The following is a 24,232-nucleotide window of genomic DNA, read 5'->3' on the forward strand; positions in this document are numbered from 1 at the left end:
TGAGCAGACAATCTTATTGTAATTATATTAGGGAATACTGAAACCTTACAAAACTTTAATAATTTAGACAGAAAATGGTAAGGTCTGGTATTTTATAAGTGATCGGAATTGAAATAAAGGTATGATTGAATAGGAGCATAGAATAAATGGTTAAAAAGGCTTTCTTTAAAACATTTGTCGCAGTGAGTTTTTCTGCGATATTGGAAAGTGCACTGTTTTTTAGTGGATGTACATCAAGCTTGTGGATGACAAAGGCTCATGCAAGTTCTGTATTTACTTCGTTAATGCAACAACAGGGATTTGCCGATATTGTTGCTCAAGTGAAACCAGCCGTTGTAGCAGTACAAGTAAAGAGCAATAAAAAGAAAGAAGATAGGTTCTTTAGCAACTTTTTTAGTGGTCCAGGACTTGATCAATTACCAGATCAGCATCCTTTAAAAAGATTTTTTAAAGAGTTTTATGATTTTGATAAACCTAAAAATAAATTTCCGCACCAATCGCAGAGACTCCGTCCTGTTGCTTTTGGATCGGGTTTTTTTATTTCATCTGATGGTTACATTGTGACCAATGATCATGTGATTTCTGATGGAACAAGTTATACTGTTGTTCTTGATGATGGTACAGAATTGAACGCAAAGCTCATTGGGAAAGACCCAAAAACCGACCTTGCCGTATTAAAAGTGAATGATAAAAGAAAATTTTCTTATGTTGATTTTGGTGATGATTCAAAGCTTCGTGTTGGAGATTGGGTTGTTGCCATTGGGAATCCATTTGGTCTTGGTGGAACTGTGACAGCAGGTATTGTTTCTGCACGTGGACGTGATATTGGCACTGGTGTGTACGATGATTTTATTCAGATTGATGCTGCTGTTAATAGAGGGAACTCTGGTGGTCCAACGTTTGATCTTAATGGAAAGGTTGTTGGGGTTAATACAGCAATTTTTTCTCCTTCTGGAGGAAATGTTGGGATTGCTTTTGCTATTCCAGCAGCGACTGTAAAACAGGTTGTACAACAACTTATTGAAAAAGGTTCAGTTCAACGTGGTTGGTTAGGTGTTCAGATTCAGCCGGTAACAAAGGAGATTTCCGATTCAATAGGATTGAAAGAAGCCAAAGGTGCTTTGGTTACTGATCCGTTAAAAGGACCGGCAGAAAAGGCTGGTATTAAAGCGGGTGATGTAATTATTTCAGTGAATAATGAAAAAGTTGCTGATGCGCGTGAGCTGGCGAAACGTATTGCAAATATTAAACCAGGAGAAATGGTAACCATAGGGATTTGGAGATCAGGTAAGGAGGAGAGTATAAAGGTTAAACTCGCTTCAATGTCTGAAGATGAAAGTAAGAAAGAGACTTCAAAATATTCAAATGGACAGAGTGATTTAGATGAAACATTGGAAGATTATGGTTTGATTGTTATGCCTTCTGATGATGGTGTAGGGGTTGTCGTAACGGATGTCGATACCGATTCAGATGCTGCAGATAAAGGGATACGCCCTGGTGATATCATTGTGACAGTAAATAATAAACCAGTTAAACGAGTCTCTGATATTATTAACACAATCAAAAATGCTCAGCAGTTAGGACGAAAGGCTATACTCTTACAAGTGCGAACAAATGATCAAAATCGTTTTGTTGCTCTTCCAATTTTCAAAAAATAAGGCTTTAGTTGTAGGACAAATGTTTATTAAACATTTGTCCTACAACATAATAAAATAATGGAGATACGTTTTATGAAGATACTCGTTATTGAAGATGATCATGAGACGGGGCATTATCTCGAAAAAGCATTTTTGGAAGTAGGGCATTCTGTTGATGTTGCTTATGATGGAGATACGGGATACGCTTTAGCAACCACGGAAAATTATGACGTTATGGTTGTTGACCGAATGCTTTTGCATCGTGATGGTCTTTCTATTATTGCTGAATTGCGCGCTAAAGGCAATGAAACACCGGTTCTTATTCTGTCTGCTTTAGGGCAAGTTAATGATCGTGTAACGGGGCTGCGTGCAGGGGGAGATGATTATTTGACAAAGCCTTATGCTTTTTCTGAACTTCTTGCGCGTGTTGAAGTTTTACAACGGCGGAAAAATCCTAAAGAAGCAGAAACTGTTTACTGTGTAGGTAATCTTGAGCTTGATCGGTTAGCACATACGGTAAAACGAGGTGATAGAAACATTCTATTGCAACCACGAGAGTTTCGTTTACTTGAATATTTGATGCGTTATGCGGGGCAGGTTGTTACACGCACTATGCTTTTGGAAAACGTTTGGAATTACCATTTTGATCCACAAACGAATGTCATTGATGTCCATATCTCTCGTTTGAGAGCCAAAATTGAAAAAGATTTTGATGTTCCCCTTCTCCATACAGTGCGTGGAGCTGGATATATGCTGAAAGTACCAGATAACAAAGCATGAATCGTTTGATTAATATAATGCGCACGACGGCGCTAAGGCTTTCAGCACTTTACATTTTATTGTTTGGATTGGTGGCAACAGGACTTTCTATTTATATGACGGCATTTTCTGCTTCATTGTTAACAGAGCAAACTGAACAGGCTTTACATGAAGAATTAAAGTATATTGAAAATGCTTATAATTATGGGGGATTATCCTTATTAATGCGCACTATTGATTATCGTTCAAGACAACCAGGAGCATTTCTTTATCTTGTTACAGATTCTATGGGGCGTATTTTAGCTGGAAATGTAGCACGTATTGAATTAGGTCTTTTGAATCAGAGTGGTTTTATTTCTACCTCTTTTTTGTATTCCCGTTTTGGAGAACATGGCAAAACAAGTGAACATCGCGCTTTGGCAGTTATTGTTGATTTACCTAATGCTATGAAGATTCTTATAGGACGTGATTTGGATGAGCCAGAACGTTTTGCTGTTGTTATTCGCAAAGCTGTGATCATTGCACTTGCTGCAATGGTTGGAGGCGCTTTACTCATATGGTTTTTTGTTGGCAGGAGAGCTTTACAAAGGATTGATCATGTAACGGCTGCATCACAGCGCTTGATGGATGGTGATTTCAGTGGGCGTTTACCTGTTTCTGGAGTAGGGGATGAGTTTGATCGATTGTCAACCAATCTTAATGTTATGTTAGACCGCATTGAAGAGTTAAATATTGGTTTACGTCAAGTATCAGATAATATTGCTCATGATCTGAAAACGCCGTTAACGCGTCTTAGAAATCGCGCTGAAGAAGCGCTTTCAGGAAATAAGACAAAGCTTGAATATCGTCAGGTCCTTGATAGGGTTATTGCAGAATCAGATCAACTTATTTGTACGTTCAATGCGATTTTAATGATTTCACGTATTGAGGCCAGCAGTGCAATTGAACATCTTGAAATGATTAATATGAAACTGATCCTTGAGGATGCTGTTGAGCTTTACGAACCTTTTGCTGAAGAGTCAGGTGTTTTACTTCAGTTGGGAGATATATTTGATAAAGAGCTAAAATTGAATCGTGAGCTTGTTGCGCAATCAATTTTTAATCTTATAGATAATGCAATTAAATATGCGCCTAAAGGTGGAAGGCAAGCGAAGGTTTGCTTATCAATGGAATATCGTGATGAACATTTATTAGTTGTTGTGAGCGATAATGGACCAGGAATAGCAGAGGATAAACGTGAAAAAGTGACAGAACGATTTGTTCGTCTTGAAGAAAGCCGCACACAACCTGGGTTTGGGATTGGTTTAAGTATAGCAAAAGCGGTTATGAAGCTTCACGGGGGTGAATTGTTACTTGAAAATGCAAATCCAGGGCTTAGGGCTATTTTGTTATTTCCTTAAAGATATTTTTCTTCACTTTTCATACGTAACAACTATTTTAAAAGTATAAAGCAATAGAAAGGAAAGCAAAATGCTTTTCAAGGGAGCAGAGACGAAACAAGCTTTTTTAAAAACACAGCTTCTCCCTTTATGTCCTCTCGATAAAAGTGGTTCCCAATGGTTAAAAGACATGGAAGAACAAGCAAGGAAAGAAGGTTTAGAATCGCTTGTTTCCATCATTTCAGAGAGTGGAACGCAGATTGATTTTATCAGTTCGGTTATGACCTTATCTCCTTTTTTGCGTGAGGTTTTAATTGCCAACCCATCATATCTTAGTGCTTTATTAAATGTTGATATAGAAACAAAGCTGAGCGAAATTATAGATGATATTACAGCTATTGATGAGGATGAAGCTATAAATGAAACTTCATTGATGGCTGCTTTAAGGCGCAAAAAACGAGAAGCGCATGTTCTTATTGCTTTAGCTGATTTGGGTGGTGTTTTTACTTACGAAGTTTCATGTGCTTGGTTGACACGTTTGGGCGAAGCAGCATTAAGTGTAGCACTACGTTTTCTATTAAGAGAAGCGCATGATCATGGTAAGATCAATTTATTAAGCCGTGAGAATCCAGAAAAAGACTGTGGTTTAATTATTTTAGGGATGGGAAAGTTAGGAGCAGGGGAACTTAATTATTCTTCTGATATTGATCTTATTGTTTTCATTGATGAAACATCACCTCATATTGGTAATCTTTCTGAAAGTGTTGACGTATTTTCTAAAATGGTACGCCGATTAATCCGTATCATTCAAGAACGCACTGCGGAAGGATATGTTTTTCGTCTTGATTTTCGTCTTCGTCCAGATCCAGGTTCAACCCCTTTGGCCTTACCAGTAAGGACTGCATTGCGTTATTACGAAGGGCGTGGGCAAAATTGGGAACGAGCAGCCATGATTAAAGCACGTCCAGTTGCTGGTGATAAGAGGGCAGGTTTTAACTTTCTCAAAGAGCTTTTTCCCTATGTGTGGCGGAAATATTTAGATTATGCTGCTATTGCTGATATTCATTCGATCAAACGTCAAATTCATGCGCATAAAAATTACGGTCAAATTGCAGCTTATGGGCATAATATAAAGTTAGGTCGTGGTGGTATTCGTGAGATTGAGTTTTTTGTTCAGACACAGCAGCTCATTGCTGGTGGACGTTTTCCTCAATTACGTGGACGTCAGACAGTTGCAATGTTAGCAGAACTTCACACGCTTGGTTGGATCAGTGAGAAAACGAGAAATAGCCTTATAAAAAGTTATGCATTTCTTCGAAATGTGGAACATCGTATTCAAATGCTTTTCGATGAACAAACACATCTTCTTCCAAATGATACAGCTCAATTCACGAGTGTTGCCTATTTAATGGGTTATCAAGACAGGAGCAGTTTTATCCGTGATTTATTAAAAACACTTCAGGTTGTTGAAAAACATTATGCTGCACTGTTTGAGAATGAGCAAGAACTTGGTTTAGAAATTGGTAATTTAGTTTTTACCGGTGAAGAAGATGATCCGGAGACATTAATAACGTTAAGCCGTTTAGGCTTCGAAAGAGCAAGTGATATTTGTCGTATTATGCGCACGCTCCATTTTGGTCGTTATAAAGCAACGCAATCAGCCGAAGCACGCGAGAGATTAACGGAATTAACACCAGCTCTTTTGAAAGCTTTTGGTGGGACAAAACGAGCTGATGAGGCGATGTTGCGTTTTGATGGTTTTTTACAGGGCTTACCTTCAGGAATTCAGCTTTTTAGTCTTTTGCAGTCTAATCCCTCTCTTTTGGATATGCTTGTCCTTATTATGGGTGCTGCTCCACGTCTTGCAGAAATTATTACACGCAGATCCCATGTTTTTGATGGAATGTTAGATCCGAATATTCTTTCAGAATTACCGACCAAAACGTACTTAGAAAAACGGCTTGAATATTTTCTTGAAAATGTTCTTTCTTATGAGGAAATTCTTGACCATTTAAGGATTTTTGCAGATGAACAACGTTTTTTGATTGGTATTCGAATTTTAAACGGTACAATTACAGGAGAAAGAGCGGGTTTTGCTTTTACTGCGCTTGCTGATCTTATGATTACAAAAACATTTGCTACTGTTCAAGAGGAATTTTCTCGTCTTCATGGTCGTATTAAAGGGGGGCGTGTTGGCATATTGGGTATGGGGAAGCTTGGAAGTCGCGAATTAACAGCAGATTCCGATGTTGACCTCGTTTTGCTTTATGAACACGATGATGATGCAGAAATATCTGATGGAGAAAAGCCTCTTTATATCTCTCAATATTATACGCGTTTAGCACAACGCCTCGTTTCTGCTTTATCCACTCTTACAAGCCAAGGTATTCTTTATGTCGTTGATTTAAGGTTACGGCCATTAGGCAATAAAGGACCTATTGCTGTTTCTTTTCCATTTTTTAAAAAGTATTATCGCCAAGAAGCATGGATATGGGAATATCTTGCTTTAACAAGGGCTCGAGGCATTGCAGGAGACCCTGATTTTTTACAAAAGCTAGAAAATGAAGTGTGTGCAATTATTGCTATTTCTCGTGATAAGAAGGAAGTTGCAAAAGAAGTATGTGAAATGCGTGCCTTGATTGCAAAAGAAAAGCCGCCAAAAAATCAATGGGATTTAAAAACGATGTCTGGTGGCATTATGGATTTGGAGTTTATTGCTCAATTTTCTCTTATTACGCATGTCATTGAGTTTCAAATTGGAGCGACGACAGCGGATATTTTAGATCACTTACCAAACAGTTTTCTTAATCAGTCATGTGTTGCTGATTTACATTATGCCTATGGTCTCTATACAAATTTGAGTCAAATTATACGACTTTGCTTAAATGATTCTCTTGATCCCAATGATATGCCAGCTGGATTAAGTGATCTTTTGTTAAAGAGTGTTGGGGAACCTGATTTGCTTCGTGTGGAAAAATTAATTGCAGAAACTGGGCAATTGGTCTGTTCAGTTTTTACAAAAATCATGAAATATTAAAATAATTCTATAAGAATAAATAAAAATTATTAATTCCATTTTTATATATTAATTTTTGTCTTTCATTTCATAGACGCTTGAGAGGGTTAGAGTGAAGTTCTCTACTGTTTTTTCAAGTGTGATGAAAAAATTCTCCATTCTAGGTATCATTCTTTATACAAAAAGCGGTGAGTGATTAATTTAGTGAATCATATTTTTTATGAGCGTTATCTCATTTTTTCAAAAAATTGACATTATAATTATTTATATAGTTCTAGGTAATAATGATCAATATGAAGCTATAAAAGCTACTATAGATTAATAGCTTCTGGAAATTATAAATAATATTTAAGCTTTATTTAAAACTAATTTTAATTTTTTAACTGTGTCATTTTTGCTATAGATTTTTTCAAAAAATTGTGAAACGATTTATCATTATTTATGTATCACATTAGCTTTTAGGGGAGCAATTATGATTACAAAGTATTTAGCCTCAACATCTATATTTTCTTTAATTTCAATTTCTGTAGTACAGGCGTCGGATATCGTTATTCCTGAACAACCTGTTCCTGTTATTCCAGCACCTGCTTTGTCTTGGACAGGATTTTATCTTGGAGGACAGATTGGTAACTTTTCAGGTAAAACAACTGCAAGTTATTTAAAACATGAGACAGGGATATGGAATCCAATTGGAAAGGAGAATTTACCTAAACTTTCTGGTTTTATCGGGGGAGTTTATGCAGGTTCCAATATTGATATCGATAATAGTTTTATTATAGGTATTGATACAGATATTATGTGGTTTGGTAAAAAGAATTCTAAAGATGTCAATCTACCGAAAAAAAGTTCAACTGAAGAAACACCAAAACTTGTAGAAAAAACAAGTCTAACAAGAGATTTGCATGAGGAGGATTCGACAACACCTATTAAAGCTGTACGTCATACTTTAAAACAAAAATGGGCTGGTGCTACACGGGTGAGAGTTGGTTTTGCGATTGAGCGTATGATGCCTTATATTTCTGGAGGGATTGCTTATACGCAGCTTCAGAATATTTTTGCGGCAGTAGCTGATAGCAAAAATGGAGAAGTTGATTTTTCTGATTGGTTGCATGATGAAAAAAAGACCATGATTGGTTATACCCTTGGAGGTGGTATTGATTTTGCAATGACTGATAATATTATTGTACGTGCAGAATATCGTTATTCAGATTTTGGCAAAAAGAAGTTCATACAGGATAAATTTGAAATGGGCTACAAGACAAATGATTTTCGTGTGGGTGTAGCTTATAAATTTTAATTTTTTGCAGAATTAAACACTTCAAAAGTCTCATTTTCGAATGAGGCTTTTATTTTTCAGATATGTTCTAGTAAATATCCTTTACTCAAAAGAGCTACTATTTTATTCGAACAATACTTTGATTTGTAAACATAAATTACTTTTTGTCATGTTGAGTGAGAGACCCAAGTGTCATAAGATTTTCTCATTTTAAACCTATACCATATTGAACCGATCAAAACCATGTCTTTTGCACGTCAAAAAGAGGGGGCGTCGTGAGATAAAAACATTAAAGAAAGAATAAAAATGCTTCTTATGAACCATTTTAAGTGCTAAAGGCTGTCGCTACATTAGGGGGTGGCAAAGTGTGAGATTTTGATACTAGCTTGCTTTTCCATAAACGTGAAGATGGTGTTGCTAAATGGACTTAACATTACATCATTCATAGGTACCGTCGGGAAATGGGTTTGGGTGCTTTAAAAGATGCTTTTTTAAACCAACATGTGAATTGGCAAGCTAATGGCATTTTATTTTATTTGAAAGATTTTTCATACAATCAACTTTTCTGTTTTGCGGTATCGTAAAATATTTTATTTAATAACAAAAAGCTCGCAAAAAAACTCTAAAGAACGTAAAATTACATCCGCAATATAATTCAATAATAAAATAATTATAAAGAGTATTATAAAGTGATTTATAGGAAAAAATAGAGAGAAAATTAGGAATTTATTGAGACATAAAAACATTATTACCTATGTCTGTTATCGAAATATAATCTATTATTTTCCTAATTTTTTAATGTACGATAATAAATTTCGAGTGAAATAGTAATGGATCATTTCAAATCTATTTACGATAAATCAATCAACATCATTTGTTTATGAATCACAAGTAGGTTGGGTTATTTAAATTATATACTTTAGTTATTATTTGGCTTTTTTAGCCATTGATTTTCAGGTATAGAAGCTGAATGAGCTTCTCTATTATTCTATAAAATATCATCATTGTAATAATATAAGGATTTTAGGCATTAGATGCTTTTGGAGGAGTGGATGATGAAATTCAAAGCAGGGTTTATGTGTAGAGCTTTGTGAAGTAAATCACATGCGCAATTAGCAGCTGGAACCCGTGAGACAAGAATCCGAATTATTTATAAATCAGATGTGGTAGAATTTTCGTCCTTTAGAGCGGGAAGGAAGAAAACCGATAAGTTTGTAAAAAGCTAGTCACATAAGTGGGGCAGCAGATGGAACTGTCTGAGAAAAATTGATCTATTGACAGAGAAGGTGAAACTTTATCTTTTAAGGAGAAAAAGGGAAATAAGAATTATGATTTCCAAAGGGATGTGAAATAAAAATGTTTTTATTTTTTGTTGTTTGGGCAACTATGAAGGTGTTTAAAGATTAATTGTTTCAGTACATGCAATCTCGTTTTTGGGGTTGATAATGCTATAACGTTGTAATTGGCAATGCCATTGATTTTGTAAGCGTTCAATGGAAAATAAATTAAAGCCTGCGGGCGGTTTTTTATCACCAAAAGCTTGTGATGCGGAAGGAACACCAACAATAGGAATTTTTTTAATTGGTCCTTCAATGTAATTCAATGTGGGTAAATGAGTATGTCCGTGAAGAATAAGCTCACAACCGTGGTATTTGATAATGTCTAGAAAACGTTTTATATCCCGTAGTTTTTTATGCCAAGACGTTGCCTTTGGAAAGGGGGGGTGGTGAATCATGACGACACGAAAAAGGTTGCGCTGTGCTGCTTCCTTTAAAAAGAGCGGTAAAGTTTGCGCTTGCATTTTACCAAAATAGCCAGAAGCTTGAAAAGGCAATGTCGCAATGGCTGAAGAAGCTGCTATGATGGCAACATCTTTGCGAATGCGCATATAAGGAAAGGCACTTTTTTGAGGGATGTCACCTGTAATCCAAGGTTTAAAGAGAGTGCATGCTTTTTGTAAAGCGCCGCGGACATAGGCATCGTGATTTCCAAATGTCAAAGAAATATCTTGAGGTTTTCCTAGGTTAAGTAGCCAACGATGAGCTTGTACAAATTCTTTATCGAGAGCAAGATTTACAAGATCACCAGAGATCACAAGGTGATCAGGTTTTGTTTTGTTCAAGGCATCTATTAAAGTTTCTAGGACATCTGTTGCCATCTGACTCTTACGTTTTTTTTGCCAGTTCAGATAACCGGTAAGACGTTTCCCAGAAAGTTCAAAAAGGGAAGGTTGCGGGAGAGGGGAAAGATGTACATCCGATATATGGGCAAGATAAAACATAAAAGCTCGTAAAGTATTAAAAACGATTTAAAGAATAAACATAAGATAAGTTAGTGCTTAAAGGCAAGAAAGATTGTAAAATGAAAATTAGCTTGCAAAAAAGAATGTCTCAAGCGGAATGTTCCAAATAGAATATCCCTAATAAAATATCATTGTGTTGTAGATTCACATATTTGTAAAAAAAACATTTCTCAATGCGTTTGAGCTAATTTCACGATGGTACTCGATATTATAATGGAAAGCTTCTGTGAACTATATAGGGCTTACTGTACACTACCATCTCTACACTTAATACAAGGTGCAAATAAAAAACATCATACTATTTTCCCCCAATTTTATGAAAATCCTTGCTTTGCTTTAAGAGGATTCATAAGAGGTATTTCACTCTTTTCTTCAATGGTTTCTATCCATACAGCATCCCTTCTAATAATACGCAAGAGAATGTTTTTTATTGTTTTAATATGAGGATATTGGAAATAAGGAGAATTCCACTGTATTTTGAGTTATAAATCAATACGTTATCTAATTACAAAAGACAAGTAAATACGTAAAAAGATAAGCTGAATTTTAAAACTATTATACGAAATCTCAGACTTTTTAACGGCCTTCATAATACCACATGCTGCTCAACAGTAAAAGGCAAGCAAGCAGTGCAAAAAAACCAGAAAATATCGAAAAATAAAAGGTATTGATTAAACGGGTTTCTGTTGCTTCTTTCAGAACAATTGAATGTGCTGGGGAAGAGGACGGACTTGTTTTTGATTGAATCAGCTTAAATGGAGGAAGATGAATGTTTTCTTTTCCTTCAGGGTGTAAACGTCCGATGTAGCCACCAGTGTGCTTAATAATGGGGGCTAGTTTTTCTTGTGTTGAAATCAAGTCAAACAACTCAAGATTATCGAGCATCCCTACAGAAGAAAGTATTGTTAAACCGCCATTTTTAATGTTAAAAATTCCTGTCTCATCAGTGGTCACAGTTGCAGTAAAAAGGCCTTCTTTCTCTTTGGTCAGAGTAATATTTTCTTTTTTTCCAGAGGGAAAGATTATTTCAGCGGGTTCTGGATGGTCTTTTAGAGTTTGGCGGCGAATTGTTAAATGATGATGGCTGCTAGTCGCACTTAATTTTTCTTCCTCAAGTTCTGGTTCTTTCATGAGCCAATGGGCAATACGACGATAAAGAGCAGCATAAGGACCACCGCCTTCGAAACCTCGTGCCCAAAGCCAACTTTCATCAGAAAGCAACATGCCCACACGTCCTTTATCAACATGGGAGAGAAGTAAAAGTGGTTGTTCATCCGCTCCTTTCATGAGGGCGATTCCGTTATTTATGTTTTGAATAGCAATTTGTCGCAACCATTGCCCCCATTGAGAAGCGGGAAGGTTAAGTGTTGCAAGACCCCTTGTGACAGGATGGCGCTCACCTTCTTTGGTTAATGTGGGGCGAAAAGGTTTTTCAATAATAGTTCCATTGGGCAATGCCGGTAGAATGCTTATTAAAGGTGTTTTCGCAAGTGAGTTTTTTTGGGTAAATTCAGGTCCTGTTACCATCAACAATGCACCCCCCTTTTGTACATATTGGGCGATATAATCATAATAGATTAAGGGGAGAACAGTAGAGTGCTGGTAGCCATCAAGGATGATGAGATCAAAGTTATTAATTTCTTCAACAAAGAGTTTTCTTGTGGGAAAGACCACTAAGGATAATTGGCTTGAGGGCGTATTATCTGCTTTGGTGGGGGGACGCAAAATAGTAAAGTGAACAAGATCAATATTGGAGTCACCTTTCAAAAGGTCTCGCCATGTCCGTTCTCCATTATAAGGAGCACCTGAAATAAGAAGAACGCGTAAATTTTCTCTGATTCCTTCAATAATTGTTATGGCGCGGTTGTTTTCCAAGCTTAGTTCACCTTTGTGTGGATCAGTTATAACTTGGATAATATTTTTTTCAGCATGAGGAAGGGTAATTTCAGTTTGAAAAATCACGCCAGGAGTTACAGAATAATGGCCAATGTCTTGTCCATTGACGCTTAGTGTAATATTTGCTTTCTCTGATATTGTTTTTTTGGCGGGGCCTTTATCTTCTACCAAAATGGAGAGCGTTTGTGGTTTGTTGACAAGGGCAAAGCGTGGAGGAGAAATAAACTTGATTTGGCGATCAAATTCATCTGAGTATCCTGTAATCAGGGCATTGAGAGGTGCTTCATGATGAAGATCTGATAGGTCAGGGATGTCATGCACTTGTCCATCGGTGATAAAAATGGTTCCTGCATAACGAGAGAACGGTACATCAGATAATGCTTGTGTTAAAGCTTCAAACAAATTCGTTGAGGGTGCATATTGATTATCAGCAAGTTTCCCAGCTTCAATAAAGCGTGGTTCAAATTGTGGATAATGCGCCAGTGTTTCGACTAATTGCCTGCGCGCTTCATCACTATCATTTGTACGTGTTCCAAATGATTGGCTTTTGCTGCGGTCAATGACAATGCCTACTGTGCTTTTCAGTGGTTCGCGCTGTTCTTTTATGATCATTGGATTGAGCAAAGCAAGGATAAGGGCGCTTAATGCCATCAGACGAAATAAAGAACCTTGCCGTTGCGTAACAAGACCAACAACGACAAAAAGAATCGATATTCCGCTTAAGAGCAGAATCCAAAAGAGTGGTAAAAAAGGCTGAAAAGTGAAAAATGATATCATTGCCTTCTTTCTCTTTTAAAGCGTTCCAAGAGTGCTGGAACATGCACTTGATCCGCTTTATAGTTTCCTGTAAGCACATAAAGGACAATATTTAAACCTGCACGAAATGCCCATAGACGTTGCATTGGATCATTGGGAACAAGGGGATATTTCCATGCCCCTTTTTCATCGAGTGCCCAAGCCCCAGCAAAGTTATTTGCGGTGATGAGAAGGGAGCTTACGTTATCGCCGTTGGCAAGAGAGTTTTTATTTTTTTTGTTTGTTGATGAGGATTCAACCCATAAAGGTGAACCACGGTAGAGACCAGGAAAATCTGGCATAATATAAAAAGAACGTGCAACAACATGATCTGTTGATGCTGGCTCAATGGATGGAATATTTAACTCTTTTAAGATATCTCGTAATCTTTGCGTTTCTGGAGTAGCGTCTCCTTCAAGATTAAGATTGCTCTTTATCTGATCGCGCGTGTCAAATAAAATTGTTCCCCCATGTTTCATAAAGTTATTTATTTTTTCAAGGCTTTTGGGGGTTGGTATAGGACTCTTAACATCAATTGGCCAGTAAATAAGAGGATAAAAAGAGAGTTCATCTTTATCGAGATCAAGTGCTGTAACAGAGCCAAGGGTAAGCATTGTGCGCTCTGCGATAAATTGACTTAACGCTTCTAGACCACTTTTACTCGTTGTATCAATTTCATGATTATTGGTTATAACATAGGCAAGATGTGTTGCGCCAGCAGCTTGTACACTATCATGATGATTTTCTTTCGTTTGTGCATGAAGAGTTGGATCATATGAAAACAAGGCAATAAGACTTATAAAGGGGACGAGAAACATATTACGCCGTTTCATGAAAGAAAAAATATCTCCCATCCATAAAATGAGAAAATTGTCAAAGGCGAATAATAAGATGGCTAATCCTAAAAGTGGACCGATAAGATTTTTTTCTTTTGTATCGTAAGATAAAGGGCTTTTATTAAGAGAAGTTGGCAATGATGATTGTTTCATCAAGTGCGACGAATGAGTTAAGAGATTGAGTGCATAAAAATTGTTTTTGGCACCATAAAGTCCTGGGGGAGTATGGTAGGAAGGATGGGGTGGATTTTGAGAGTCAAAGATCAAAGGAACAACATCAGAGGGTGGTACTTGTAATTGTCCGTCAATGGCTATAGTTCGCCAAGGGTTTTGTATCACTGTTCTTTTTTCTCTGTGTGTTAGGTTTGTGTTTTCGTTAGAACCTAATGTGATTAATTTTTGCAGCATTTGTGCAAAAAAGCCAGAAAGAGGAAGGTTAGACCATGTTGGGTCAGGAGCAACATGAATGAGAATGAGGGTTCCTTTACCACGTTTTGCTGCGGTAACAAGAGGAGTTCCATCCGAAAGGCTAAGCCACGTTTTTTCAAAAAGATCTGGGGTTGGTTCTGCGAGGATTTGGCGCGAGACAGTAACATCTCCTGGAAAGGGAAGACCAAAGAAAAAGCTATTTTTTGCAAAAGGGGCAAGCTTTTGTGGTTTTGTCCAAGACATAATACTTCCAAGGGAACGTTGACCTGGGCGCAGTGGTATCGGAAGAAGGTTATCGTAATGTTCTGCGCTACTGAGTTTTTCTCCTGCAAAGCGGATGAGTGTTCCCCCTTTATTCACAAAATCAGAAAGTTTTTTTTCTGCTTTTGGGGGTATGTTAACAATGTCACCCATAATCAAAACAGATGGATTTTGTTTAAGCAAATGATCAATATCCGTTGAAAGTTCTCTTCCACCGGCTGTTATAAGCTGTGTATGACCTTGTAAGGCTTTGATAATGTAATAAAATGGAGCAAGTAAAGGCTGTGCCATTTCATTGGTATCGGGTGAGAGAAGAGCAACACGGCTTATCCTGTTATGGCTATCTACCAAGAAGGTTGCAGCAGCATGGTTTTGATTGTTTATTTTTATCCAAGCGATATCATTGCGTAGTTCAAGTGGTACATTAAAAGGAACAAGTGCTGTTGTTTCTCCTTCAGAGAACTTGTTCGTAAATTGACCGAGAAGTTGATTATTTGAATCGTAAAGGCTGAGTATAGCGGGAGTATTACTGTGTGTTGTTGAGCGGATAATACGCGCGCCCATGTTTCCATTATTATTTTCTATGGATGTTATGCCGGTTAAATCGGAAATATCAGTCAAATACCACAAGAAGTTTCTAGGTTTTAATTCTTCAAGAAGAGCAAAAGCTTGCTCATCTTCATTTGTTTGTAATCCATCACTTAAATAAGCAATATCAAGAGGTTTTCCTTTGGTTCTTTCGCTGAGTTTTTTGAAGGCATGCACACGGTTGACAGGCCAAGGACGCGGTTGCAAATGCATTAAATGCTGTTTTATAATCTTGGCTGGTTGGGGCTCTATATTGGAGATATTATTTTCAGCCGTTGCAACAAGATAAATATTTTTTTGCTGTTTTTCTGCCTGTGCAAGGAGCATTTCAGCGATAGAGATGCGCTGTTTCCATTCTTTTACAGAAACCCAACCATTATCAATAATGAGTGCAAGGGGTTGAGATCCGGAAAAGCTTATTGGTTTTTGATTCCAAGTGGGGCGTGCTAGAGCTATGATAACAAGTGCCGCTATGGTTAAACGCAACAAGAGCAACCACCAAGGTGTATGTTTTGCTGTTTCTTGTTGATGAGTTGGTTTGGGTAAGAAGCGAAAAGGGGGAAAAAGCTCTTTACGCGGAGATGGAGGAGTTATCCGCAACAGCCACCAAATGACCGGTAGGAACAAAAGCCCTAGTAACAGAAAGGGAGCAGCAAAACTCAAAGTGCCCTCCTTTTTTGCAATGGAGAGTCGCTCATTGTATTTGCAAGATGAAAAATGGTCTCTGTTAAAGGTTGATCTGTTGTACTAACGTGATAAGACCATCCTTGGCGTGCGCAAAAATTTACCAATTCTTGTCGCCTTGCGTGATATAGTTTACAATAGCTCTTACGAAGATCTTCTGCTTTAGTGGAAACATGTTTCTCTTTCGTTTCGGGATCCAAAAATTCTGTGTGACCTGTGTAGGGAAAGCTTTCTTCTGCGGGATCAGAGATTTCAATTAAATGAGCTGTCACCTGTTTTGTAGTTAAAACGGTTAAATGTTGGATGATTTTTTCAGGATAATCGAGAAAATCACTCATTATAACGACATGTGAAAAGCGTGTAATCGTTGAAAAATCCGGAAATAAATTTTCATCGGAATGATTTTCTAAAGCAAAGGCTATTCGTTCTACGACATTGGATGTCATTGTGGGGGACATTAAGTTAGGAATAGCAATATGTTCGCCACTGCGTGCAAGAAGGGATGCCAAGGTAAGGGTAAGAATAATGGCATGATTACCTTTAGAGATTTTAGAAAAGCGCGAACAGTAATGCATTGATGCGCTCTGATCAGGACAAAGCCAAACGGTTTGTGTCATTTGCCATTCATGTTCACGGAGATATGTATTTTCATCACGCGCTGAGCGACGCCAGTCAATGCGGCTAATGGATTCTCCTTCCATATAGGGACGAAATTGCCAAAAGTTTTCCCCATTACCGCTTTTACGTTGTCTATGCCATCCGGTTATCAATGTATTAGCGATATGACGCGCTTGTAAAAGGAAATATGGCATTTTGCCAGTATCCTTATGCAGTTCATTTGCCAGCGACAATGGAGGCTTTTGTAAAACTTTTTTGCCAAGAGCCATTCAAAGAGCATCTTTCACAAGGTTATTAATAATATCTTTTACGGTTATATCTTCAGCACGGGCAGAAAAATTAAGAGCCATGCGGTGTTGTAATACAGGATAGGCCAATGCTTCAACATCATCAAGTGAAGGGGCTAAGCGTCCATAATAAAGAGCACGGGCGCGAACACAAAGTGAAAGGGCTTGTGATGCCCGTGGACCAGGTCCCCAAGAAACATAAGTATTAGCAAGGCTATTGTCTTTATGAGGGCGAGATGAGCGGACAATTTTTAAAATAGCTTCGATCACACTTTCTGAAAGAGGCATTTTGCGAACGATATTTTGAATTTTTTGCAATTTTTTGCCGGATAAAATTGGTTTTGCATTTGATTTTTTTTCTTTTGTTGTTTCTAAAATAATCCGTCGCTCTGTTGTGAGGTCAGGATAGTCAATATCGATTTGCATCAAAAAGCGATCCAGTTGTGCTTCAGGAAGTGGATAGGTCCCTTCTTGTTCGAGAGGATTTTGCGTTGCAAGAACATGAAAAGGTTGTGGCAAATCATAACGGGTACCTGCAACAGTAACATGATATTCTTGCATAGCTTGTAAAAGGGCTGACTGTGTCCGTGGGGAAGCACGATTGATTTCATCGGCCATGAGAAGTTGCGTGAAAATAGGACCTTGAATGTATCGAAAAGAACGTTTACCGTCTTTATCGGAATCCATAATTTCAGAACCAATAATATCCGATGGCATTAAGTCAGGAGTGAATTGGATGCGTTTTTCATCAAGCCCTAAGACTGTTCCCAATGTTTCAACAAGACGTGTTTTTGCAAGTCCTGGAGCCCCGACAAGAAGGGCGTGACCACCAGCAAAAATAGCGATTAAAGCATATTCGATTACCTGATTTTGCCCAAAAATAACTTTGTCAATTTCTTTTTGTAAAATATCCAACTCTTTGTGTGCCGTATCAATATCATCAATAATGACTTGAGCTTCATGATTGATATTGACCTTTTTTATAGAATTGGATGATGGATCATGTTGACTCATATTTCTTCCTTAAGGCGTTTGTCGCAAAAATGGTAATTTTCTCTGCATGATAATGGATATCTTATTGTTTGTAACAGAAAATGAGAAGAAATGAAGTATCATATGCCGTTTTTTTTCATATTCGTATAGAAGAGAAAAGTTTCTTTGGAAGAATAGACGTGCTTTATAAGGGATGTCTTAAAAAATTTGTTTTATGAAGAGAGTTTTTTAAAGCAATGAAGACAACTTTTTTGAAAGGTTAAAGGGTGAATATAAGACAGAACTTCAAACAGGTTGCGTGGTTACAACAAAGTGATATCCAAACACTTCTTCGTGTTTTGTCTGTGGAGGGGGAAGAGGCGCGTATTGTAGGGGGAGCAGTGCGCAATCAACTGCTAGGGCAGCCTATTAGTGATATTGATATTGCAACAACCTGTTTGCCGCAACAGGTTATTGCACGTGTAGAAGAAGCAGGATTTAAAGCTATTCCTACAGGGATTGCTTTTGGTACAATAACAGTAGTTGCTCATTCATGTTCTTATGAGGTTACAACGCTTCGCTGCGATATTGAAACAGATGGTCGTCATGCAAAAGTGGCATTTGGTCGTGATTGGAAAAAAGATGCTGAACGGCGAGATTTTACGATAAATGCGCTTTATTGTGATGCTGCTGGCAACCTTTATGATGATGTGGGAGGTTTGAGTGATATTGCTAGCCGAACAGTTCGTTTTATTGGGGTTGCAGAAGATCGTATTGGCGAAGATTATTTGCGTATTTTACGGTTTTTTCGCTTTTTTGCGTGGTATGGAGCAGGGCGACCTGATGTGCAAGGATTGAAGGCATGTGTTCGTTTAAAACACGGTTTAAAAAAACTTTCTTCTGAACGTATTTGGGCAGAAATGAAAAAGCTTCTTGCGGCGTTTGATCCAACGCGTGCTCTTTTATGGATGCGACAAAGCAGAATTTTGGCACTCATTTTTCCTGAAACAGAACGATGGGGTATTGATGCAATTCACGCATTGGTGAAGACAGAACAGGCTTTTGGTTGGAAAGTTGATCCATTGTTACGGCTAGAAAGCCTTCTTCCTCCTGATCCCATGCGTCTTCATGAAATGGCACAGCGCTTGCGTTTTTCTCTTAAGGAAACAACGCGATTAAAAGAATGGGCAGAGTTAGAAATAATAAACCAAAACTGTTCTGATCATTTTGTGCAAAAACTGATTTATTTTCATGGACGACAGCCAGTTTTAGATCAATTATCGTTGTCTGTCGCTGCATCACATCTTGATCATCTGGAAAAAAGTGATGCTTTGCAAAAAGCAGAGGGTTATGTCAAGCTTTATCAATTTGCCAAAAAATGGCAAATTCCAACTTTTCCTATTAATGGTAACGATTTAATAAAAAAAGGTTTTACGAAAGGTATACTTTTAGGAAAAAAGCTTAAAGAGCTAGAAATGATATGGATTGAAAGCGGATTTTTAATGGATCGTCATGCACTATTAGAAAAAATTGATTTATAATATTTCTGTTTATAAACCCATTGTTTTTTATATTTTTTAAGTCAACATATTAATTTATAATAATCATTATTCATGTGAAAGAAGAGTCCACAATATTGTAAGGTTATTTCAAACCTGTTCATATTACATCAATCAAAGTTATTGCCTTACACGTCACAAGTGAGGAAAAATGATTACAGAGAGGAAAAATGTCTCTTATGAATCATCTCAAAGATAAGGATTCTCGAAAATGAGAACGAATAAAGAGAATAGTGGTAGCGGTTTGCACCTTGTATGACCATAAAGAGGGGGATGTTCACTGGATTTTTACTATGAGGAGTATTTAATCATTCATAGGTGGTGATATGAGGTGATATGAAATGGATGTGATGGGTACTAAGAAATGTTTATTTTACAAGCACTTAATTGTTTGAAAATGATAGGCATTATACGCTCTAACTGTTCTTTATATGTTGTATTATTGTTTTTCGTGATAATTTATATTTTTATAAAATACATTTTCTTTCATAATAACCAATTTGGCGCAATGCTTCTCCTGTTGTTATAGCCACGCTCATGGCGAGATTGAGAGAGCGTGCCTGTGGTTGCATGGGAATTTTCAGTGTGTAATCGGCCGTTTCATGAACATAATCGGGAACTCCAGCTGATTCCCGACCAAAAAGTAAAACATCATTTCTTTGATAGCATATCTGCGTATAGCATGTTTTTGCTTTTGTACTTAAAAGCAACAGGCGGCGGTTAAAGTGTTTCATGGAGCTTATAAAATGTTGCCAATCAATGTGTCGTTCTAAGGACGCATATTCGAGATAATCCAATCCTGCGCGTTTGAGATTACGATCCGACAGATTAAAGCCTGCAGGTTCAATAATGTGCACATGTAAACCAAAGCAAGCGCTAAGACGTAAAATCGTTCCAGTATTACCAGCAATATCAGGTTGGAAAAGAGCTATATGAAGTGTCATGTTCTCTGTAATATGATTTTTCTTTCGACTTTGTAAAGAAATACCACAATTTATTCGAAAAATATGCTTTGAGAAATACATGTTTTTTACGGTTAATTTTTATACCCTTTAAATTTCAGGGAAAAAGTTATGTATACAGATCTGTTTGGGATAAGAGAGAAGCTCCCTATTCGGGACTTCCTTTTATTGAGCAATCCATGAAATAACTTGGCTCATTATGTTGAAAAGTGGGATATTTAATGAGGTTAGATCATCAATTTTAATTAAAATCAACAAAATATGCTTTTTATGCAAAAACAGAAGCGAAAAAAATACTCATGCAACCAGTTGGAATTGAGGGAGGGAGAGATGCTGTAAATGTGTTAAAGAAATAACCGATAAGCTCAACTTGTTTACTGAGATATGGTCATAACAAGACTATGTTTCTTTCTTTAGAAGTGTTTATTTACATGCTATCTCTGATTTTCACGGGCGGGGGAGTAATTTTGATTGATTAATATGAATAGGTTTGAAATGAAAAAACCTTACGGTGTTTAGGGATTTCATTTACTCTGTAAAACGATGAATTATCATTATAAAACAGTTTTTTGTATAAACCATACAAATGGCAGGAGTGTTTTACGGGGATGTTTTTATGGTTGAGGTAACGGAGTGATCAAGCATTGTACAATGGGAGAGGGTATGGTAAAAGAATGTTTTAGCAAAGTGTCTCTTTAAGTTAAGGCCATGGGTGAGCAAACGAGGCGGGATTTTCTGTTTTTGGTAACAGCTGTTGCAGGAGCAGTTGGAATGGGAGCGGTTGTGTGGCCTTTTATCCGTCAGTTGCGTCCAGATGAAGCTGTTTTGGCATCTTCCTCTGTTGAGGTTGATCTTTCTGGTATTGAAGAGGGGATGTCAGTAACGGTAAAGTGGCGAGGACAGCCTGTTGTTATTCGAAATCGTACGGCAAAAGAAATTGCTGATGCGCGCGCTACTGAATTGAGACTTCTAAAAGATCGTCAAGCGCGCAATCCTAATCTTGAAGGTGAAAAAGAAGCGACGGATTTTGCACGTTCAGCAGGTAAAGGACGTGAAAATTGGCTTATCGTCATTAATCTTTGTACGCATTTAGGCTGTATAACACTTGGGCAATCTGGGAAATTTGGAGGGTGGTTGTGTCCATGTCATGGGTCTGTTTATGATACAGCTGGAAGAGTGCGGTCGGGTCCAGCTAACTATAATTTGGCTATTCCTCCTTACCAATTTCTTTCTGATACTTTGCTCAAAATAGGATAAGGTTATGACAAGGTTTTCTCCTTATTGTCCTAAAAATGCACTTGCCCGTTGGTTTGATAAGCGTTTTCCTCTTCCTCGTTTTTTTTATAATGCATTTGTGATTTTTCCTGTTCCGCGTAATCTTAATTACTTTTATACATTTGGCGGTATTTTGACCATTATGCTTTTATCACAGCTTTTGACTGGTATTGTCTTGGCTATGCATTATGTTCCGGATATTCATTTGGCTTTTGAAACCAGTGAACGATTTCGGCGTGAAGGGCAGTTTGGTTGGCTTTTTCGTCCATGGCATTGTGTAGGCTCTTCGTTTTTTTTTATTGCTGTTTATATCCATTTAGCACGTGGACTTTATTATGGTTCTTATAAAAATATGCGAGAAATGGTATGGGTTACAGGTATTTTTATTTATATCATCATGATGGCAATAGCATTTTTTGGTTATGTGCTTGTTTGGGGGATGATGTCTATTTCAGCGGCTTCAGTGATTGCAGGGCTTTTAAAAACGATACCTTTGGTGGGGACATGGTTGCATGAGACACTTCTGGGTGGTTATGTCGTAGGACAACCAACGTTGAATCGTTTTTATGTTTTCCATTATGTTTTATCATTTATTTTGCTTCTTTTTGTGGGGCTGCATATTTGGGCAATTCATTGTGTTGGGCAAGGCAATCCAACGGGTCTTGCTATACAATCAGATAAGGAAACAGTTCCATTTTCGCCTTATGCGCTTATCAAAGATATTTTTGCTATTACTGTTTTTCTCATCTTCTTTGCCTGGTTTTTGTTTTATATGCCCGATTATATGGGGCAGGCTGAAAATTATAGTGTGGCAGATCCTTTAAAGGCACCTCTTCGTGTGGTTCCAGAATGGTATTTTTTGCCTTTTTATGCGATGCTTCGTGCTATAACTTTTGATATTGGTATTTTCTCTTCAAACTTTGTTGGCTTTGTTTTATTCGTCAGTTCGATTTGCATTTTAATTTTTGTGCCATGGTTAGACCGCTCTAAAATATGTTCAGCAAGATATCGACCTGTTTATAAAATTTTCTTTTGGGCGTTGGTTATTGATGTCGTTTTTCTTGGTTGGTTGGGGTCAAGAGAAATAAGTGACAAAATTCTTTTATGGACACAATTGGCTACGGTTTATTATTTTATATTTTTTTTGGTTATTTTGCCGATTTTGCCAGCGTTTGAAAAAAATTGTTCTCTTCCTTCTTCAATTATGCAAGATTTAAAACAGAAAAAAAAGAGACTATGGTAAATGTTTTTGTCGGGCTGGTTGTTATTGTTGCTATGAGTTTTTCTGCTCAGAGTTTAGCGGGTGGTGCCTCTGATCAGGAAGAAGGATTTATTTCTTTTCCTTTACAGGTTCCTAAAAAACAAGAATGGAGTTTTTCAGGTCCATTTGGGCTTTATGATAAGGCGCAATTGAGGCGCGGATTAAAGGTTTATAGACAAGTTTGTTCCAGCTGCCATGGGCTAAAATATGTGGCTTTTCGCAATTTAAAAGATCTTGGGTATGATCAAGAACAGATCAAAGCTTTGGCGGGGCAATATGAAGTGCGCGATGGTCCTAATCGAGAAGGAAAATTTTTTAAACGTGCTGGGGTTGCAACGGATTGTTTTCCTTCTCCCTTTTCACATGAAGAAGAAGCAAGATTTATTTTGAATAGTGCTTATCCTCCAGATTTGACATTGATAGCACGTGCACGTGGGGTATCTTTGCCGTTTCCTGCTTTAATTACTGATGCATTGACTCATTATGATACAGCTGGTCCAGATTATATTACAGCTCTTTTAACAGGATATCAGAAGGCACCGAAGGAGATAAAAATTGCGAATGGTTATTGGTATAATCCTTATTTTATTGCCGGTAATTCTTTAACTATGGCTCCTCCTTTGAGTGATGGTATGGTTGCTTATGAAGATGGAACCCCAGAAATCATTGAACATTATGCGCGCGATGTTTCTGCTTTTTTGATGTGGGCTGCCGATCCTCATATGGAAATTCGTAAAAAAACCGGTTTTCGTGTTATTTTATTTTTAATCATTTTTGCAGGGTTTGTTTATATTTTAAAAAATCGTATTTGGTGTGGTTTAGAAGAAGAATTAGAGAAAGAAATAAAAGACGAAATAAAGAGAAAAGGGTAAAGCGATAAGGCTCAAAAGAGTATAGAGTATAAAGAGCATAAGGAACAAATCTTTTTATGATGCATTGAGGTTTTATAAAGTAAAAGCAAAGTAAAAATGGAGATGTTAAAATGAAAAAAATTGCATGTACTACTCTTATGTCAATTTTGATGGTTTCTAGTACTTATGCTCAGTCTTTTGAAGTGCCTTCAAAACCTGAAATGATCTCTTCGACGGGTATTGTACAGGTGGGGATAGATAAGTCTGTGCGTTATGTGACACCTTTAGCAACGGATTTTGTTGCTTCCAGTCTTATAGGCGCCAATGTATATAATATAGAAGATGAAAATATTGGTGAAGTAAAAGATATTATTTTACGTGAAAATAATATTGCAGGATTTGTTATTGCTGTTGGTGGTTTTCTTGGCATAGGCGAGAGTTATGTGGTCGTTTCTCCAGAAACAATCCAGATGACAAATGATTATGGTAAATGGAAACTTATTACAAATGCGACAAAAGATTCTTTAAAGAACGCTCCAACATTTAAATACGAAGGGCGTTGGACACGCTAATTTTATATTTCTATTCT

General features: G+C 37.3%; 16 protein-coding genes. 10 read left to right on the forward strand and 6 right to left on the reverse strand.

Going from position 1 to position 24,232, the window contains the following annotated elements; translation table 11 throughout:
• Nucleotides 1-146 precede the first annotated feature (146 nt).
• The 5 genes from ACFIM6_RS00340 (at nucleotide 147) to ACFIM6_RS00360 (ending at nucleotide 8,088) form a co-directional block, all read left to right on the forward strand.
• On the forward strand, nucleotides 147-1,658 hold the full coding sequence (locus tag ACFIM6_RS00340) for a Do family serine endopeptidase (protein WP_375611163.1): 1,512 nt from the start codon (nucleotides 147-149) through the stop codon (nucleotides 1,656-1,658).
• A gap of 72 nt (nucleotides 1,659-1,730) precedes the next feature.
• Nucleotides 1,731-2,417, forward strand: a complete 687-nt coding sequence (locus ACFIM6_RS00345; protein WP_273791552.1) for a response regulator transcription factor — start codon at nucleotides 1,731-1,733, stop codon at nucleotides 2,415-2,417.
• Nucleotides 2,414-3,796: an ATP-binding protein gene (locus ACFIM6_RS00350; protein ID WP_375611164.1), complete on the forward strand. Its 1,383-nt coding sequence runs from the start codon at nucleotides 2,414-2,416 to the stop codon at nucleotides 3,794-3,796. Before ACFIM6_RS00345 ends, ACFIM6_RS00350 begins: the two co-directional genes overlap by 4 nt.
• A gap of 70 nt (nucleotides 3,797-3,866) precedes the next feature.
• Nucleotides 3,867-6,812, forward strand: coding sequence for a bifunctional [glutamine synthetase] adenylyltransferase/[glutamine synthetase]-adenylyl-L-tyrosine phosphorylase (locus ACFIM6_RS00355; protein WP_375611165.1), 2,946 nt, complete (start codon nucleotides 3,867-3,869; stop codon nucleotides 6,810-6,812).
• Nucleotides 6,813-7,263: 451 nt separating this feature from the next.
• Nucleotides 7,264-8,088, forward strand: coding sequence for an outer membrane protein (locus tag ACFIM6_RS00360; protein WP_375611166.1), 825 nt, complete (start codon nucleotides 7,264-7,266; stop codon nucleotides 8,086-8,088).
• A 1,375-nt stretch (nucleotides 8,089-9,463) separates the two neighbouring features.
• Here ACFIM6_RS00360 and ACFIM6_RS00365 read toward each other — a convergent pair.
• The 5 genes from ACFIM6_RS00365 to ACFIM6_RS00385 all read right to left on the reverse strand — a co-directional run bounded on the left by ACFIM6_RS00365 (nucleotide 9,464) and on the right by ACFIM6_RS00385 (nucleotide 17,777).
• Nucleotides 9,464-10,348 (reverse strand): metallophosphoesterase family protein, encoded by an 885-nt coding sequence (locus ACFIM6_RS00365; RefSeq protein WP_375611167.1) that lies wholly within the window; start codon nucleotides 10,346-10,348, stop codon nucleotides 9,464-9,466.
• A 597-nt stretch (nucleotides 10,349-10,945) separates the two neighbouring features.
• Complete coding sequence (locus tag ACFIM6_RS00370; RefSeq protein WP_375611168.1) at nucleotides 10,946-13,042, reverse strand: glutamine amidotransferase; 2,097 nt, start codon at nucleotides 13,040-13,042, stop codon at nucleotides 10,946-10,948.
• A complete protein-coding gene (locus ACFIM6_RS00375; protein ID WP_375611169.1) occupies nucleotides 13,039-15,837 on the reverse strand; it encodes a DUF4159 domain-containing protein in 2,799 nt (932 codons plus the stop codon). The genes ACFIM6_RS00370 and ACFIM6_RS00375 overlap by 4 nt, the downstream gene beginning before the upstream one ends.
• Nucleotides 15,834-16,745: a DUF58 domain-containing protein gene (locus ACFIM6_RS00380; protein WP_375611170.1), complete on the reverse strand. Its 912-nt coding sequence runs from the start codon at nucleotides 16,743-16,745 to the stop codon at nucleotides 15,834-15,836. The genes ACFIM6_RS00375 and ACFIM6_RS00380 overlap by 4 nt, the downstream gene beginning before the upstream one ends.
• A complete protein-coding gene (locus tag ACFIM6_RS00385) occupies nucleotides 16,746-17,777 on the reverse strand; it encodes an AAA family ATPase (protein ID WP_375611171.1) in 1,032 nt (343 codons plus the stop codon). It abuts the gene before it with no gap.
• 245 nt (nucleotides 17,778-18,022) lie between these two features.
• On the opposite strand from ACFIM6_RS00385, the gene ACFIM6_RS00390 reads away from it, so the two are divergent.
• Nucleotides 18,023-19,276, forward strand: coding sequence for a CCA tRNA nucleotidyltransferase (locus tag ACFIM6_RS00390; RefSeq protein WP_375611172.1), 1,254 nt, complete (start codon nucleotides 18,023-18,025; stop codon nucleotides 19,274-19,276).
• A 485-nt stretch (nucleotides 19,277-19,761) separates the two neighbouring features.
• On the opposite strand, the gene ACFIM6_RS00395 is transcribed toward ACFIM6_RS00390, so the two are convergent.
• Entirely contained in the window at nucleotides 19,762-20,238 is a 477-nt protein-coding gene (locus ACFIM6_RS00395; protein ID WP_375606355.1) for a tRNA (cytidine(34)-2'-O)-methyltransferase, read from the reverse strand.
• Between the two features lie 726 nt (nucleotides 20,239-20,964).
• Between ACFIM6_RS00395 and petA the strand changes: the two genes are divergently transcribed.
• The 4 genes from petA (at nucleotide 20,965) to ACFIM6_RS00415 (ending at nucleotide 24,215) form a co-directional block, all read left to right on the forward strand.
• Nucleotides 20,965-21,513, forward strand: coding sequence for a ubiquinol-cytochrome c reductase iron-sulfur subunit (gene petA, locus ACFIM6_RS00400; RefSeq protein WP_375611173.1), 549 nt, complete (start codon nucleotides 20,965-20,967; stop codon nucleotides 21,511-21,513).
• A gap of 4 nt (nucleotides 21,514-21,517) precedes the next feature.
• Nucleotides 21,518-22,774: a cytochrome bc complex cytochrome b subunit gene (locus tag ACFIM6_RS00405; RefSeq protein ID WP_375611174.1), complete on the forward strand. Its 1,257-nt coding sequence runs from the start codon at nucleotides 21,518-21,520 to the stop codon at nucleotides 22,772-22,774.
• Nucleotides 22,768-23,664: a cytochrome c1 gene (locus ACFIM6_RS00410; RefSeq protein ID WP_375611175.1), complete on the forward strand. Its 897-nt coding sequence runs from the start codon at nucleotides 22,768-22,770 to the stop codon at nucleotides 23,662-23,664. The genes ACFIM6_RS00405 and ACFIM6_RS00410 overlap by 7 nt, the downstream gene beginning before the upstream one ends.
• Before the next feature lie 110 nt (nucleotides 23,665-23,774).
• Entirely contained in the window at nucleotides 23,775-24,215 is a 441-nt protein-coding gene (locus tag ACFIM6_RS00415) for a PRC-barrel domain-containing protein (RefSeq protein ID WP_375611176.1), read from the forward strand.
• Nucleotides 24,216-24,232 lie beyond the last annotated feature (17 nt).

This window comes from Bartonella sp. AA9NXGY, from assembly GCF_042196845.1.
GTDB lineage: Bacteria > Pseudomonadota > Alphaproteobacteria > Rhizobiales > Rhizobiaceae > Bartonella.